At 66.3% G+C, this 15831-nt stretch carries 16 protein-coding genes; 13 read left to right on the top strand and 3 right to left on the bottom strand.

Going from position 1 to position 15831, the window contains the following annotated elements:
- The first annotated feature begins 91 nt into the window (after window positions 1–91).
- The 8 genes from QTH91_RS21350 to QTH91_RS21315 all read left to right on the top strand — a co-directional run bounded on the left by QTH91_RS21350 (window position 92) and on the right by QTH91_RS21315 (window position 9275).
- A complete protein-coding gene (locus tag QTH91_RS21350; protein ID WP_286662158.1) occupies window positions 92–2032 on the top strand; it encodes an AMP-dependent synthetase/ligase in 1941 nt (646 codons plus the stop codon).
- 5 nt (window positions 2033–2037) lie between these two features.
- A complete protein-coding gene (locus QTH91_RS21345) occupies window positions 2038–2868 on the top strand; it encodes an ABC transporter ATP-binding protein (protein ID WP_286662206.1) in 831 nt (276 codons plus the stop codon).
- Window positions 2868–3797, top strand: coding sequence for a branched-chain amino acid ABC transporter permease (locus QTH91_RS21340; RefSeq protein WP_286662157.1), 930 nt, complete (start codon window positions 2868–2870; stop codon window positions 3795–3797). Before QTH91_RS21345 ends, QTH91_RS21340 begins: the two co-directional genes overlap by 1 nt.
- Before the next feature lie 2 nt (window positions 3798–3799).
- A complete protein-coding gene (locus QTH91_RS21335) occupies window positions 3800–4864 on the top strand; it encodes a branched-chain amino acid ABC transporter permease (protein WP_286662156.1) in 1065 nt (354 codons plus the stop codon).
- A gap of 187 nt (window positions 4865–5051) precedes the next feature.
- A complete protein-coding gene (locus QTH91_RS21330) occupies window positions 5052–6371 on the top strand; it encodes an ABC transporter substrate-binding protein (RefSeq protein WP_301334719.1) in 1320 nt (439 codons plus the stop codon).
- Between the two features lie 9 nt (window positions 6372–6380).
- Window positions 6381–7193, top strand: coding sequence for an ABC transporter ATP-binding protein (locus QTH91_RS21325; RefSeq protein WP_286662154.1), 813 nt, complete (start codon window positions 6381–6383; stop codon window positions 7191–7193).
- Between the two features lie 62 nt (window positions 7194–7255).
- On the top strand, window positions 7256–8506 hold the full coding sequence (locus tag QTH91_RS21320) for a phenylacetate--CoA ligase family protein (protein ID WP_286662153.1): 1251 nt from the start codon (window positions 7256–7258) through the stop codon (window positions 8504–8506).
- Between the two features lie 109 nt (window positions 8507–8615).
- On the top strand, window positions 8616–9275 hold the full coding sequence (locus QTH91_RS21315) for a peroxiredoxin (RefSeq protein WP_286662152.1): 660 nt from the start codon (window positions 8616–8618) through the stop codon (window positions 9273–9275).
- Window positions 9276–9279: 4 nt separating this feature from the next.
- Here the strand turns inward: QTH91_RS21315 and QTH91_RS21310 are convergent, their stop codons facing one another.
- Window positions 9280–10173 (bottom strand): alpha/beta fold hydrolase, encoded by an 894-nt coding sequence (locus QTH91_RS21310; RefSeq protein WP_286662151.1) that lies wholly within the window; start codon window positions 10171–10173, stop codon window positions 9280–9282.
- On the bottom strand, window positions 10118–10690 hold the full coding sequence (locus QTH91_RS21305; RefSeq protein WP_286662150.1) for a DUF2127 domain-containing protein: 573 nt from the start codon (window positions 10688–10690) through the stop codon (window positions 10118–10120). The genes QTH91_RS21310 and QTH91_RS21305 overlap by 56 nt, the downstream gene beginning before the upstream one ends.
- A 121-nt stretch (window positions 10691–10811) precedes the next feature.
- Between QTH91_RS21305 and QTH91_RS21300 the strand changes: the two genes are divergently transcribed.
- Together QTH91_RS21300 and QTH91_RS21295 are read left to right on the top strand one after the other, a co-directional pair.
- Entirely contained in the window at window positions 10812–11576 is a 765-nt protein-coding gene (locus QTH91_RS21300; protein ID WP_286662149.1) for a class II aldolase/adducin family protein, read from the top strand.
- Window positions 11504–11821, top strand: a complete 318-nt coding sequence (locus QTH91_RS21295) for a 4-oxalocrotonate tautomerase (RefSeq protein WP_368389480.1) — start codon at window positions 11504–11506, stop codon at window positions 11819–11821. The genes QTH91_RS21300 and QTH91_RS21295 overlap by 73 nt, the downstream gene beginning before the upstream one ends.
- 102 nt (window positions 11822–11923) lie before the next feature.
- Here the strand turns inward: QTH91_RS21295 and QTH91_RS21290 are convergent, their stop codons facing one another.
- Window positions 11924–12355: a MarR family winged helix-turn-helix transcriptional regulator gene (locus QTH91_RS21290; protein ID WP_286662147.1), complete on the bottom strand. Its 432-nt coding sequence runs from the start codon at window positions 12353–12355 to the stop codon at window positions 11924–11926.
- Between the two features lie 79 nt (window positions 12356–12434).
- Here QTH91_RS21290 and QTH91_RS21285 point away from each other — a divergent pair, with 79 nt between their 5' ends.
- The 3 genes from QTH91_RS21285 to QTH91_RS21275 are packed head-to-tail and all read left to right on the top strand — an operon-like array spanning window position 12435 to window position 15782.
- Entirely contained in the window at window positions 12435–13868 is a 1434-nt protein-coding gene (locus tag QTH91_RS21285; protein ID WP_286662146.1) for an FAD-binding oxidoreductase, read from the top strand.
- A 43-nt stretch (window positions 13869–13911) separates the two neighbouring features.
- Window positions 13912–14916 carry an ABC transporter substrate-binding protein gene (locus QTH91_RS21280; RefSeq protein WP_286662145.1) on the top strand — a complete coding sequence of 335 codons (1005 nt, stop codon included), beginning with the start codon at window positions 13912–13914 and terminating at the stop codon, window positions 14914–14916.
- 23 nt (window positions 14917–14939) lie between these two features.
- Window positions 14940–15782 carry an ABC transporter ATP-binding protein gene (locus QTH91_RS21275; RefSeq protein WP_368389479.1) on the top strand — a complete coding sequence of 281 codons (843 nt, stop codon included), beginning with the start codon at window positions 14940–14942 and terminating at the stop codon, window positions 15780–15782.
- Window positions 15783–15831 lie beyond the last annotated feature (49 nt).

Genomic DNA, 15831 nt, shown 5'->3' with positions numbered 1-15831 from the left:
CTCCGGGGAGTAGCTTCCCTAGGATTGTCGTTGGAACGACAACATGGCGTCAAAGCGCGGTTTTACATTCCGCCACGAACCTATGCCGTACATGGACCACGCCACCACCTTTCCACGCCTGCTGGCCGACCACGCGGCCCACCAGCCCGACGCGCCCGCCATGCGCGAAAAAGACCTTGGCATCTGGCAGACGTGGACCTGGAAACAGGCCGCCCTCGAAGTTCGGGAGATGGCCTGCGGCCTGGCCAGCCTGGGCTTCGAGGCCCACCACAACCTGGCGATCGTCGGCGCCAATCGCCCGCAGCTCTACCTGGCGATGATCGCTGCGCAAAGCCTGCGTGGCGTGCCGGTGCCGCTCTACCAGGACGCGGTGGCCGGCGAGATGGTGTTCATGCTGCAGGACGCGTCCGTCGAGTTCGTCATTGCCGAGGACCAGGAGCAGGTCGACAAGCTGCTGGAGTGCCGCGAACAGTGGCCCGGGCTGGCGCACATCATCTACGACGACCCGCGCGGCCTGCGCCACTATGACCAGCCCGGCCTGATGAGCCTGGAGCAGTTGCGCGAGCGCGGCCGCGCCTTCGACGCCCAGCACCCGGACCACTTCGAGCGGTGCGTGGCCAGCGTGCAGTCCGACGACGTGGGCGTGATCCTCTACACCTCGGGCACCACCGGCAGGCCCAAGGGCGTGTGCCAGACGCATGCCAGCTTCATCGCCGCCGGCCGCGGCGGCGTGCAGTCCGACCGCCTGGGCCCGGGCGACAACATCATGAGCTACCTGCCGATGGCCTGGGTAGGCGATCACCTGTTCTCGGTCGCGCAATGGCTGGCGGGCGGCTTCACGCTCAACTGCCCCGAGTCGGCGGAAACGGTGATGGGCGACATGCGCGAGATCGGCCCGAGCTACTACTTCGGCCCGCCGCGCACCTTCGAAGGCCTGCTCACCTCGGTGTCGATCCGCATGGAGGACGCCGCCGCGCCCAAGCGCTGGCTCTATGCCAAGTGCATGGCGCTGGCGCGCCGCGTTGGCGCCGACATCCTGGGCGGCGGCGACGTCTCGCTCAAGGACCGGCTGCTCTACAAGCTGGGCGACCTGCTCATCTACGGGCCGCTTCGCAACGTGCTGGGCATGAGCCGCATCCGCGTGGCCTACACGGCCGGCGCCGCGATCGGGCCGGACCTGTTCCGCTTCTACCGATCCATCGGCGTGAACCTCAAGCAGTTCTACGGCCAGACCGAGACCTGCGCCTACGTCTGCCTGCAGCAGGACGGCAAGGTCAAGCTCACGAGCGTCGGCACGGCGGCGCCCGGCATGGAACTGAAGATCGCGGACAACGGCGAAGTGCTGGTGCGTGGCGTGTCGGTGCTCAAGGAGTACTACAAGCGCCCCGATGCGACGGCCGAAGTGCTCGATGACCAGGGCTTCTTCCACACCGGCGACGCGGGCGTGATCGACAGCGAAGGCCACCTGCGCATCATCGACCGCGCGAAGGACGTGGGCCGCATGAACGGCGGCGCCATGTTCGCGCCCAACTACATCGAGAACAAGCTGAAGTTCTTCCCGCAGATCAAGGAAGCCGTGTGCTTCGGCCACCAGCGCGACGAGGTCTGCGCCTTCATCAACATCGACTACGAGGCCGTCGGCAACTGGGCCGAACGGCGCGGCATGCCCTATGGCGGCTACGTGGACCTGGCCGGCAAGCCCGAGGTGCTGAACCTGATTGCCGAGTGCATCGGCCAGGTCAACGCCGACCTGGCCGCCGAAGAAGGCATGGCCGACACGCAGATCGCGCGCTTCCTGGTGCTGCACAAGGAGCTGGACCCTGACGACGACGAGCTGACCCGCACGCGCAAGGTGCGGCGCGGCCACATCGCGCAGAAGTACGGCGTGCTGATCGACGCCTTGTACAGCGGCAAGAGCGAGCAGCACATCGAGACGCAGGTGAAGTTCGAGGACGGGCGCACCGGCTCGGTGAGCGCCACGCTCAAGATCGTGCCGGCGCAACGCTATCCCGCCGTGAGGGCCGCCGCATGAACGCCATGGATCTACCGCTGCAGGCCACCGCGCAGGACGAAGGTTCATCGCGCCCGGCGCGGCGCATCGGCGAACCCATCCTCGAGGTGAAGAACATCTCGCTGGGCTTCGGGGGCGTGAAGGCGCTGACCGACATCAGCTTCGACGTGCGCGAGCACGAGGTGCGCGCCATCATCGGCCCCAACGGCGCAGGCAAGAGCTCGATGCTCAACTGCATCAACGGCGTGTACTCGCCGCAGCAGGGCTCGATCACCTTCCGCGGCAAGACCTTCAAGCACATGAACTCGCGCCAGGTGGCCGAGATGGGTGTGGCACGCACATTCCAGAACCTGGCCCTGTTCAAGGGCATGAGCGTGCTCGACAACATCATGAGCGGGCGCAACCTGAAGATGAAGAGCGGCATCCTGGCGCAGGCGCTGCGCTGGGGCCCGGCCCAGCGCGAAGAACTGCGCCACCGCGAGTTCGTCGAGCACATCATCGACTTCCTGGAGATCCAGGCCTGGCGCAAGACGCCCGTCGGACGCCTGCCCTATGGCCTGCAAAAGCGCGTCGACCTCGGCCGCGCCCTGGCCATGGAGCCGCAGGTGCTGCTGCTGGACGAGCCGATGGCCGGCATGAACGTCGAAGAGAAGCAGGACATGAGCCGCTTCGTGCTCGACGTGAATGACGAGTTCGGCACCACCATCGTGCTGATCGAGCACGACATGGGCGTGGTGATGGACATCAGCGACCGCGTCGTGGTGCTCGACTACGGCAAGAAGATCGGCGACGGCACGCCGGACGAGGTCCGGAACAACCCCGAAGTGATTTCGGCATACCTGGGAGCGGAGCACTGATGGGCTTTTTCCTCGAAACCCTTTTCGGCGGCCTCATGGTGGGCATGCTGTATTCATTGATCGCACTGGGCTTCGTGCTGATCTACAAGGCGTCGGGCGTCTTCAATTTCGCGCAGGGCGCGATGGTGCTGCTGGCGGCACTGGCGATGGCGCGCTTTGCCGAGTGGTATCCCAAGTGGTTCGGCTTCGACAACCTGATCCTGGCCAACGTGCTGGCCTTCGCCACCGCGATGGTGCTGATGGTGGCGGTGGCCTGGATCATCGAGCGGCTGGTGCTGTCGCGGCTGGTCAACCAGGAAGGTATCACGCTGCTGATGGCCACGCTGGGCATCACCTACTTCCTCGACGGCGCAGGCCAGACGCTGTTCGGCAACGACATCTACACCATCAACGTCGGCATGCCGAAGGAGCCGTTGCTGGTGATGCAGGACACCTTCCAGGGCGGCCTGCTCCTGTCGCAGGAAGACTTGATTGCCGCGGTGGTGGCCGCCGCGCTGGTGCTGCTGCTGGCGCTGTTCTTCCAGAAGACGGCCACCGGCCGCGCGTTGCGCGCGGTGGCCGACGATCACCAGGCTGCGCAGTCGATCGGCATTCCGCTGTCGCGCATCTGGGTGATCGTGTGGTCGGTGGCGGGCTTCGTCGCGCTGGTGGCCGGAATCATCTGGGGATCGAAGCTCGGCGTGCAGTTCTCGCTGTCGCTGGTGGCCTTGAAGGCGCTGCCGGTGGTGATCCTGGGCGGCCTCACCTCGGTGCCGGGCGCCATCATCGGCGGCCTGCTCATCGGTGTGGGCGAGAAGCTGTCGGAGATCTACATCGGCCCGCTGCTCGGCGGCGGGATCGAGATCTGGTTCGCCTATGTCCTGGCGCTCTTGTTCCTCCTCGTGCGGCCACAGGGGCTGTTCGGCGAGAAGATCATCGATCGGGTCTGAGCATGCTGTACAGAGAAAACGGTCAGTTCAAGACGACGTACGCCGCAGACCTGCAGATCTTCCCGATCCTGCAGGACCGCATCGCCATCATCGCGCTGCTGGTGCTGGCCTTCGCCGTCGTGCCGGCGCTGTCGTCCGAATACTTCCTGCGCGCCATCCTCACGCCCTTCCTGATTCTTTCGCTGGCCGCCCTGGGCCTGAACGTGCTGGTGGGCTATTGCGGACAGATCTCGCTGGGCACCGGCGCCTTCATGGCGGTGGGCGCCTATGCGGCCTACAACTTCCATGTGCGCATCGACGGCATGCCGCTCATCCTGTCGCTGCTGCTCGGCGGCCTGATGGCCACGCTGGTGGGGGTTCTGTTCGGCATTCCGAGCCTGCGCATCAAGGGCCTGTACCTGGCGGTGGCGACGCTGGCGGCCCAGTTCTTCACCGACTGGGCTTTCCTTCGCATCAACTGGTTCACCAACAACTCCGCATCGGGCTCGGTCAGCGTGGCGGGCCTGTCCGTGCTCGGCATGCCGATCGAGACGCCGGTGCAGAAGTACCTGCTGTGCCTGAGTTTCCTCGCGGTGTTCGGCCTGCTGACCAAGAACCTGGTGCGCGGCGCGATCGGGCGCGAGTGGATGGCGATCCGGGACATGGACGTGGCCGCCGCGGTGATTGGCATCCGGCCGGTATACGCCAAGCTGTCGGCGTTCGCGGTCAGCAGCTTCATCGTCGGTGTGGCCGGCGCGCTGTGGGGCTTCATCCACCTGGGCGCATGGGAGCCGGCCGCCTTCAGCATCGACCGATCGTTCCAGCTGCTGTTCATGGTGATCATCGGCGGGCTGGGCTCGATCATGGGCAGCATCTTCGGGGCGGCCTTCATCGTGCTGCTGCCCATCTTCCTCAATCAGGTGCCGGGCTGGTTCGGCCTGTCGATCTCGACCGCGCTGGCCTCGCACCTGGAGTTCATGGTGTTCGGCGCGCTGATCGTGTTCTTCCTGATCGTGGAGCCGCACGGACTGGCGCGGCTGTGGTCGACATTCAAGGAGAAGCTGCGACTGTGGCCGTTCCCGCACTAGAGATGAACACCCCCAGGCTACCCTGCTTCGCAGGTCCGCCTACCCCCTCGAAGGGGGCACACCCTGCGGCCCGGCGAAGCCGGTTTCGCGGGTGTTCGCGAAGGGGCTTCGCTGCGCTCGCCGGGTGCAGCTGCAGTTTGGTTTCGTTGGCTGTTTGAGTGAAATCTATAAGGAGACAAACGTGAAGATGAAATCTCTCGCCATTGCTTTTGCCGCGGCCGCGGCGCTGGCCGGCACGCTGACGCCGGCGGTCGCGCAGGACACCAAGGAGCAGTTCTTCCCGCTGCTGGTCTATCGCACCGGCCCCTACGCACCGAACGGCACGCCCTGGGCCAACGGCAAGCAGGACTACATCAAGCTGGTCAACAGCCAGGGCGGCATCAACGGCGTGAAGATCGCGTTCGAGGAATGCGAGACGGGCTACGCGACGGACAAGGGCGTGGAGTGCTACGAGCGCCTCAAGAGCCGCCCCGGCGTGGCCGTCTTCGACCCCCAGTCCACCGGCATCACCTTCGCACTGACCGACAAGGCGCCGAGCGACAAGATCCCGCTGATCACGCTGGGCTACGGCCTGTCGGCCAGCCAGGACGGCAATGTGTTCAAGTGGAACTTCCCGCTCATGGGCAGCTACTGGACAGGCGCCGACATCCTCGTGCAGCACATCGCCAAGCGCGAAGGCGGCCTCGACAAGCTCAAGGGCAAGAAGATCGCGCTGGTCTATCACGATTCGCCTTTCGGCAAGGAGCCGATTCCGCTGCTGCAGGAACGCGCCAAGCTGCATGGCTTCGAGCTGTCGCTGATCCCGGTGACGGCGCCGGGCGTGGAGCAGAAGTCGGCCTGGCTGCAGGTGCGCCAGCAGCGTCCGGACTACGTGATGCTGTGGGGCTGGGGCGTGATGAACTCCACCGCCTTGAAGGAAGCCGTGGCCACGGGCTACCCGCGCGACAAGATGTATGGCGTGTGGTGGGCCGGCGCCGAGCCTGACGTGAAGGACGTGGGCGCCAACGCCAAGGGCTACCACGCACTGGCGCTCAACACCGCCGGCACGCAGCCCAAGGTGATCCAGGACATCCTGAAGAACGTGCACGACAAGGGCCAGGGCACCGGGCCGCGCGACGAGGTGGGCCAGGTGCTCTACACCCGCGGCGTCATCATCCAGATGCTGACGATCGAGGCCGTCAAGCGCGCCCAGGAGCGCTTCGGCAAGGGCAAGGTCATGACCGGCGAGCAGGTGCGCTGGGGCATGGAGAACCTCGCGCTCGACCAGAAGAAGCTCGACGCGCTGGGCTTCGCCGGCGTACTGCGCCCGATCAGCACCTCGTGCCAGGACCACATGGGCTCGACCTGGGCGCGCATCCACACCTGGGACGGCGCCAAGTGGGGCGAGATGTCCGACTGGTACCAGGCCGACGACTCGCTGCTCAAGCCGATGGTCAAGGCCGCGGCCGACAAGTACGCGGGCGAGAAGAAGATCACCCGCCGTTCGGCTGAAGACTGCGGGAGCTGAGGCACGGCCATGAGCAGCAGCCCCGACATCGTCCTGAACGTCAATGGCATCGAGGTCATCTACAACCACGTGATCCTCGTGCTCAAGGGCGTTTCGCTGCAGGTGCCCGAGGGCCGCATCGTCGCGCTCCTGGGCGGCAATGGCGCCGGCAAGACCACCACGCTGCGCGCCATTTCCAACCTGCTCAAGGGCGAGCGGGGCGAAGTCACCAAGGGCAGCATCGAGCTGCGCGGCGAGCGGATCGAGAACCTCTCGCCGGCCGATCTGGTGCGCCGCGGGGTGGTTCAGGTGATGGAGGGGCGTCACTGCTTCGCCCACCTGACCATCGAGGAAAACCTGATGACCGGTGCATACACCCGCAGCGATCGCGGCGAAGTGGCGGCCAACCTGGAGAAGGTCTACGCCTACTTCCCGCGATTGAAGACCCGGCGCACCAGCCAGGCCGCCTACACCTCGGGCGGCGAGCAGCAGATGTGCGCCATCGGCCGCGCCCTGATGGCCAATCCCAGCATGGTGCTGCTCGACGAGCCGTCGATGGGGCTGGCGCCGCAGATCGTCGACGAGGTCTTCGCCATCGTGAAGGACCTCAACGAGAAGGAGCGCGTCACCTTCCTGCTCGCCGAGCAGAACACCAGCATGGCGCTGCGCTATGCCGACTACGGCTACATCCTCGAAAACGGCCGCGTCGTGATGGACGGACCGGCCGAGGGCCTGCGCGAGAACGAGGACGTCAAGGAGTTCTACCTGGGCATGGGCGGTGGCGACCGCAAGAGCTTTCGCGACGTCAAGAGCTACAAGCGGCGCAAGCGCTGGCTGGCCTAGCGCCACTGGCCACCGTGCTTCACGCGAATGGTTGACCGGACTTTTCTTTTCTTGGGCATTTCATGAGCCTGTACTACGACGCATTGGAAACGCGGGAACCGCAGGAGCGGGAACGTGCGCAGGTGGCGCGGCTGGCGCTGCAGATCGCGCATGCGCAGCGCTCGGCGCCGGCGTTTGCCCGCATCTTCGACGGCGTGGACGCGGCGGCGATCACGTCGCGCGAGGCTCTCGCGCGACTGCCGGTCACGCGCAAGTCGGAACTGCTGGACTTGCAGAAGGCGACGCGCCCGGCCGACCCATTCGGCGGCTTCTCGGCCATCCGTTCTGGCGCGGCCATGCGGCGCGTGTTCGCAAGCCCGGGAACGATCTACGAGCCCGAAGGCATCGCGCCGGACTATTGGCGCACGGCACGCGCACTCTTCGCCGCCGGCATCCGCGCGGGCGAGATGGTGCACAACACCTTCAGCTATCACATGACGCCCGCCGGCTCGATCATGGAGACAGGCGCGCACGCATTGGGCTGCACCGTGTTCGCCGGCGGAACGGGCCAGACGGAGCAACAGCTCGACGCCATTGCCGAACTGCGGCCACAGGCCTATTCGGGCACGCCAAGCTTCCTCAAGATCCTGATCGAGAAGGCGGCCGAGAAGCAGATCGACATCTCGTGCATGAGCAAGGCGCTCGTCTCCGGCGAAGCCTTTCCGCCCAGCCTGCGAGATTGGCTCGCCGAACGCGGCGTGCAGGCGATGCAGTGCTACGCCACCGCGGACGTGGGCCTCATCGCCTACGAAACCGAGGCGCGTGAAGGCCTGGTCATCGATGAAGGCGTGCTGGTGGAAATCGTGCGCCCCGGCACCGGCGACCCGGTGCCCGAAGGCGAAGTGGGCGAAGTGGTGGTGACCACGCTCTTCAACCAGGACTATCCGCTGGTACGTTTCGGCACCGGCGACCTGTCGGCCATCCTGCCCGGCACCTGCCCCACCGGCCGCACCAATGCCCGCATCAAGGGATGGATGGGCCGCGCCGACCAGACCACCAAGGTTCGCGGCATGTTCGTGCACCCCGGCCAGGTCGCGCAGGTGGTTCGGCAGTTCCCCGACGTGCTTCGCGCACGCCTCGTGGTGGAAGGCGAGATGGCGCAGGACCGCATGACGCTCAAGCTCGAATGCGCGGGCGCGCCCGAGGGCTTGGCAGAACGTGCGGCGGACGCGATCCGCGAGGTGACCAAGCTGCGCGGCGAAGTCGTCATCGTCGAACCGGGCACGCTGCCCAACGATGGCAAGGTGATCGAGGACGCGCGCAGCTACAAGTAGCGGCGACGAACGGCCCGCCGCTAATAGCCGGTGGCTGTATCGATATGGTTGCCACTGCCATGCCGATGGTGGTGTACTGCCAATCCCGAAACCATGATGGAGGCGTCCCTTGTCACTGCGCATCAACGACATCACCCCGGACTTCAGCGCCAACACCACGCAGGGTCGCATCCAGTTCCATGACTGGATCGGCGACAAGTGGGTGGTGCTCTTCTCGCACCCCAAGGACTTCACGCCGGTCTGCACCACCGAACTCGGCTACATGGCGAAGATCGAGCCGGAGTTCACCCGCCGCAACACCAAGCTGATCGGCCTGTCGATCGACCCGGTCGACGCGCACGACCGCTGGGCCACCGACATCGAGGAGACGCAGGGCCATCGCCCCAAGTACCCCATGATCGGCGACACCGACCTGGTCGTGGCCAAGCTCTACAACATGCTGCCGGCCGATGAGCCGGGCACGTCGGATGGCCGCACCGCCGCCACCAACGCCACGGTGCGCACCGTGTTCATCATCGGGCCCGACAAGAAGATCAAGCTGATGATGACCTACCCGATGACCACCGGCCGCAACTTCGACGAGATCCTGCGGGCGCTCGATTCCATCCAGCTCACCGCATCGCACAAGGTGGCGACGCCTGCCAACTGGAAGCATGGGGACGATGTGATCATCGCCGGATCGGTGTCCGACGACGACGCAAAGGCGCTGTTCCCCGACGGCTGGAAGGCACCCAAGCCCTACCTGCGGGTGGTCAAGCAGCCCGGCTGATCGATCAGGCGCGCGCGGCCAGCACCCTCTGCAGCCAAGCGATCAGCACCGCGAAAACCTCGGCGCGGTTGGTCTCGTTGAGGGTTTCGTGCCGTGCGCCGCCGAAGACGTGGCTGGACACATCGGTCAGCCCGGCCTCGCGGTAGCGCCGCACCAGCGGCTCGAACCATTCGCCCTTGTTGCTCACCGGGTCCTGGTCGCCGATGAACAGGTACATGGGCAAGCCGGTCGGAATGCGTCCGCGCATCGCGTCGGGTGTGAGCGAAGCCAGCCCCGCGAACATCGAGCCCATGCCCTGCTCGTCGACCGTGAACCCGCACAGTGGATCGGCGATGTAGGCATCCACCTGGGCCGGATCGCGGCTGAGCCAGTCGAAGGGCGTGCGCACGTTCGGCAGCGCGGCGTTCATGTCTTCGAGCCGGAAGCCCGCCTGCAGCCCGGCGCCGAGCAGATCCAGCGCCGTGGTGCCCGACATGACCGCGCCAGACAGCAGCGATGCGTGCTCCACCAGGTAGTACTGCACCGCAAACGAGCCCATGCTGTGGCCCAGCAGGATCAGCGGAACGCCAGGCTGCTGGGCCTGCGCATGGCGGCTCAGCTGCGCCATGTCGTCCACCAGAGCGGCAAAGCCGCGAGGACCGAAGCGGCCCAGTTCTTCGCGCGCGGCGGCGCCCTCACCGTGACCCCGATGTTCGTTGGCGAAGACCACGCAGGCGCATTGGCTCACCAGCGCTTCGGCCAACTCGCGGTAGCGCAGCGAATGCTCGCCCATGCCGTGCGCGATCTGCACGATGGCGCGAGGCGGTGCCGCCGGCTCGGCCTGCCAGCGATGGGCCTCGATCTCATGGCCGTCTGGGGCGGTCAGCTTGAAGTCGGTGCGTGCGATGCCTGTCGTCATGTTCGTCCTTTGCCGGAATCTGGCCAGCCATCGTAGAGGCCGCGGCGCGCCGCTGCATCAGGGCCAGCACCATCACGCCCACGACCGCCAGGTTGACCAGCAGGATCGCTGCGCCCAACAGGGACGGATGCCGCAGCAGATGCAGCACATCGAAAGGCACATAGACGGCACCGCTCAACGCCGCCAGCCATTCGGCCCACGCCCGTTCGCGCAGCAAGCCATAGGCCTCGGTCAGCCGAACGGCGACGTAGGCGGCCGCGCCCGCAGCCAGCCAGAGCAGGTGGGCCTGCTGCTGGTAGTGCTCGGCCGCATCCAGGAAGATCTGCGGATAGTGCGACGCGGGGTTGAGGTGCATGTGGTCCACCAGCGCCGCCGCCACGTCATAGAGGTCCTGCCGGCGGATCAGCGACATGACGCCGGCGGCCGCCGCCAGCACGATCAAGCCCTTGATCGCCTCGACGAACGCGATGGTGCGGATCGCACGCCGTGAAGCGAGGGAGGGTTCGGGCTTGTTCATGCGGGGCGTGCTTGGACTCGAGATCGGGCGACAACGCATTCTGGACGCACGAAGGCCGGCGCGTCGAGCGACCGGCCATCGTGCGCGTTAAAGTTCGCCACTCGCTTGCAGCCCTCCCCCCATGAACGCCGCCACCCTTCCCCCCAGCCGACCGCCGCGCAGCGAACAACAGGTGCGCGTCGACCTGGCCGCCGCCTATCGCATGGCGGCCCAGAACGGGTGGGACGACACGATCTACACCCACCTGTCGGCCAGCGTGCCGGGGGAACCGGGTCACTACCTGATCAACCCCTTCGGCGCGACGTTCGACGAGATCACGGCATCGAGCCTGGTCAAGGTGAACGTGCAAGGCCGCGTGGTGGACGGCTCCGGCGCGCGCGTGAACCCGAGCGGCTTTGCCATCCATGGCGCCGTGCATGCCGCCCGGCCCGATGTGGAATGCGTCATCCACCTGCACACGCCGTGGGGCGTGGCGCTGTCGATGCTGCCGGGAGGCTTGCAGCCCACATCCCAATACGCGATGCGGCTGCATCGACGCCTGGGCCGCCATGCCTACGAAGGCCTGGCGCTTGGCGCCGAAGAACAGCAGCGCATGGTCGCGGCGCTGGGCCGGCTCGATGGCCTGATCCTGGAGAACCACGGCCCCCTGGTCGTCGGCCGCACCGTGGCCGAAGCCTGGATGCTCATGCACCTGCTCGAGCGCGCCGCCAAGGCGCAGCTGCGGGCCATGGCCGCCACCGGCGGAAGCGTTCACGCCGTCAGCGATGCGCTGGCCGAACGCACCTATGCCGAGTGGGTGGGCGACGGCAGCGAATGGGACGGCGACCTCGAATGGCCCGCCCTGCTGCGTCGCCTGGAGCGCACCGCGCCGGGCTTTCGCGACTGAATCGAATCAACCCAACCCAAAGGAGAAACCCACCCATGCCCACCATTCGCGTCGAGATGTTCGAAGGCCGCACCGTCGAGCAAAAGCGCGCCCTTGCGCAAGCACTGACCGAAGCCACCGTTCGCACCCTGGGCGGCTCGGCCGAAGCGGTCGACATCCTGTTCTACGACATCGCCCGGCAGGACTGGGCCACCGGCGGCAAGCTGTGGAGCGACACCGCGCCGGCCAAGCCGGCGGGATCTTGAGGCGCCCTGACTAGGGCCTGAAGCAGCCTGGGGCACGGAGTTGGGGTCGTGCCGCCGCATGCCTGACATCAGTGCGGCAGCGATCGACGTGCCAGCGATCCGTCAATACCCCATTTCGATCAGCTTGCCGCGCATCGCCTGCAGCGACTTGCGCACGCGCGCGAGGTCGCCAGGCGGGCAGACCGACATCGCTTCTTCCGTCAACTTGTCCACCGCCTGTTCGGCGCGGCGATAGACCTTTTCCCCTTTTGGGGCAATGCGCACCACGACGGCGCGCCCATCGCTGCTCGAATCCGTTCTGGCGACCCAGCCTCGCTCCTCCATACCGTGAAGCATGCGCGTGAGGCGCGTGCGCTCGTAGGCGGTCCATTGCGCCAGCTCCTGCATGGTCATGTCGCCCTTGCGCAGCAAGGTGCCCAGCGTGCGCCATTCGGTGGACAGCAGCCCCAGGGGCTTGAGCGCCTCGCCCAGCGCGCGGTCGCGCCGGTACACCACCTGTGTGCACAAAAAGAAGATGTGGTCTTCGAGCTCCATCGGATTCCGGCGCCTTCGTCGAATTTTGGATTTGCGTGCATTTTCACATACAGGCACGCTCCTTGCGTGAATCGTCAGCATGACACGTACCAACGACACGCAAGCGTTTCTCGGTCTGCTGGGCGACATCCCGGCCGACAACGACCCCGACATCGTGCGCCGCAAGAGCCGCGACATGACCGCGAATTTCAGTCCGGTCATGCGGCGCGACGCGCTCGAACGCGTGGCCGACTGCTACGTGCAGCCACGCAATCAGGACGACGTGCTGCGCATCGCCTCGGCCGCGGCGCGCACGCGCATGCCGCTCATGATGCGCGGCGGCGGCACCTGCAACTTCGGCCAGGGCATCCCGCTGGCCGGCGGCGCGGTGATCGACATGACCGCGCTGGACCAGGTGCTGTGGACGCGCGACCAGCGTGTGCGGGCGCAAGCCGGCGCGCGCCTGCTGGCCATCGACCAGGCCACGCGGCCCGAAGGCTGGGAACTGCGCATTCACTCGTCAACGCGCAAGGTGGCCACACTCGGCGGCTTTGTCGGCGGTGGCCATGCGGGCGTCGGCAGTTGCGTCTACGGCATCCTGCGCGATCGCGGCAACATCCTGGGCATGCAGGTGGTGAGCGTCGAGGATGAGCCGCGCATCGTCGAAGTGCGCGGCGACGACGTGAACCTGGTGCATCACGCGTACGGTGCCAACGGCATCATCACGGAACTGGAGATGCCATTGGCGCCGGCCTGGGCCTGGCGCGAAGTGGTGGTGGAGTTCGCCGAATTCATGACGGCGGTGAAGTTCGCCCATGCGCTGGCGACCAGCGATGGCATCGTCAAGAAGCTCGTCTCGGTCATCGGCGATCCCATCCCGCAGATGATGCGGCCGCTGCGGCCGCATGTGGCACCAGGCCGCTCGGCGGTGCTGTGCATGATCGCGCAGCCGCTGATGGAGCCCTTCGAAGCGTTGGTGCGCGACTTCAAGGGCTGCATCACCGTGGACGCGCCGGAGCTGCAGGGGCCTTATCGCATCCCCTTGTACGAGATGTCGTGGGGCCACACCCGCATGCACGTGAACCGCGAGCATCCGGAGATCGTCAGCAACGTGGGGCTGTACCTCGATCCGGACCTGGTGGGCGCCATCGAGCGCAGCCACAAGCGATTCGGCCACCTGAGCGGCATGCACTTCGAGGTCAAGCGCTTCGACGGCAAGCTCAGCTTTCAGGGTTCGCCGTTCTTCAAGTTCGAGAGCGACGCGCAGCTGGCGCAGATCATGGTCGGCATGGCCGAAGACGGCGCCATGGTGGCCAACAACCACACCTTCCTGGTCAAGGAAGGCGGCATGAAGTCGGTGGATGGTGCCGATGCGAAGTTCAAGCACACCATGGACCCGCATGACCTGATGAATCCTGGAAAGCTGCGCTTCGACACGCAGGCCCAGGAGGAAAGCGCGGGCGGCACGCTGCCCAGCGAAGGCTGGCGCTTTCGCCAGACGCGCGCCGAAGAAGACAGCGCCCTGCACGCCTGATTTCCCGTTCCTTCGACTGCCCGAGCACAAGGAGTTCTCGACCATGAATGCATCGCTCAACCGTCGCCATGTCCTGGGCGCGATCGGCGCCACCGCGCTGCTTGCCGCGCCGCCATTCCTGCGAAGCGGCCGCGCGCAATCGCTCACCAAGCTGAGCTACCAGACCGGCTGGCTGGCCCAGGCCGAGCACGGCGGGCTCTATCAGGCACAGGCCACCGGCATCTACCGCGACCACGGCATCGACCTCGACATCCGCATGGGCGGGCCGCAGTTGAACGGCGTCTCGCTGTTCGTTGCCGGCAAGTGCGACTTCACCGAGATCGACAGCTTTCGCATGCTCAGCATGGCGCAGGAGAAGCTGCCGGGCGTGGCCATCGCGTCCTTCTTCCAGAAGGATCCGCGCGTGCTGATGTCGCACCCAGGCGTGGGCAACGACACGCTGGAGGCACTCAAGGGCAAGCCCATCCTCGTGGCCACGGCGGGGCGGCAGACTTATTGGCAATGGCTCAAGGCCAAGTACGGATTCACCGACGAGCAGATCCGCCCCTACACCTTCAACATCGCGCCCTTCCTGGCCGACAAGAACGTGTCGATGCAGGGCTACATCACCAGCGAGCCTTTTGCGGCGCGCCAGTCCGGCGTGTCGCCGGTGATCCACCTGCTGGCCGACAGCGGCTTCGACAACTATTCGGGCCTGGTGGTCGCTTCGCCGAAGATGGTCCAGGAAAAGGCAGAACTGCTGCAGCGCTTCGTCGATGCGACGGCCAAGGGTTGGGCCAGCTATCTGGGCGGCGATCCTTCGCCGGCCAACAAGATGATCCGCACTCACAACCCGGACATGAGCGAAGAGAAGATCGCCTACGCCATCGGAGCCTTGAAGCAATGGGGCATCGTCGAAGGCGGCGACGCCAAGACCCTGGGCCTGGGCGCGATGACGGACGCACGCTGGAAGCGCTTCTACGACACCATGGTCGCGGCAGGCGCGCAGGCTGGCGGACTGGACGTCAAGAGCGCGTACACGCTGCAGTTCGTCGGCAAGCGCGGTTGAAGCACGCAGCGGAAGGCGTCTCCTTGCTTCGACCCGATCTTCCATCCCGCGCCGACCGGCCTGGCGGTGCGCCAGCTCCGTCGCAGCGTCCGCTGCTGCGTTGCAGCGGCGTTTCCAAGCGCTTCGCCAACGGCACGCTGGCGTTGAAGGACGTCGACCTCCAGGTGGGCCAGCATGAATTTCTCTCGCTGCTGGGCCCCTCGGGTTGCGGCAAGAGCACCCTGCTGCGGCTCATCTCCGGCCTGGGTCAGCCTTCGGCCGGCGAGATCGACTGGCCCACCAGCAACTACGACGCACGCGGACTGGCCCGGCCCGACCTGTCCTTCGTGTTTCAGGAACCCACGCTGCTGCCCTGGAAGAACGCACTGGCCAACGTGGCGCTGCCGCTCAAGCTCTCAGGCGTGGACAAGGACGAGCGCATGTCGCGCGCCGCCAAGGCGCTGGCGTCGGTGGGCCTGGCTGGCTTCGAGCGGTCGTATCCGCGCGAGTTGTCCGGCGGCATGAAGATGCGCGTCTCCATCGCCCGTGCGCTGGTGACCAAGCCGCGCATCCTGCTGATGGACGAGCCCTTCGCCGCTCTGGACGAGATTACCCGCGGACGCCTGAACCAGGACCTGCTGGCCCTTTGGGCGCGCGAGCGATTCACGGTCATCTTCGTCACGCACTCGGTGTACGAAAGCGTCTTTCTGTCGCAGCGCATCGTGGTGATGGCTGCTCGCCCTGGCCGCGTGTCGGCCGACATCACCGTCGATTCGCCCTACCCGCGCGAAGCCGGCTATCGCACCAGCCCGGCCTATGCGGCGCATTGCAACGCGGTCTCCGCAGCGTTGGAGCAGGCCATGAACGATGCGCGGAGGGCCGCATGACCGCGACACCGACACTTTCGGAAGTCGAAGACAAGGCGGCGGCCTCGAC

This window comes from Variovorax dokdonensis (assembly GCF_030316895.1).
GTDB classification, from domain to species: Bacteria; Pseudomonadota; Gammaproteobacteria; order Burkholderiales; family Burkholderiaceae_C; genus Variovorax; species Variovorax dokdonensis.
The sequence above is the reverse complement of the archived record's forward strand: the minus strand, read 5'-3'. Positions and strand labels throughout refer to the sequence as shown.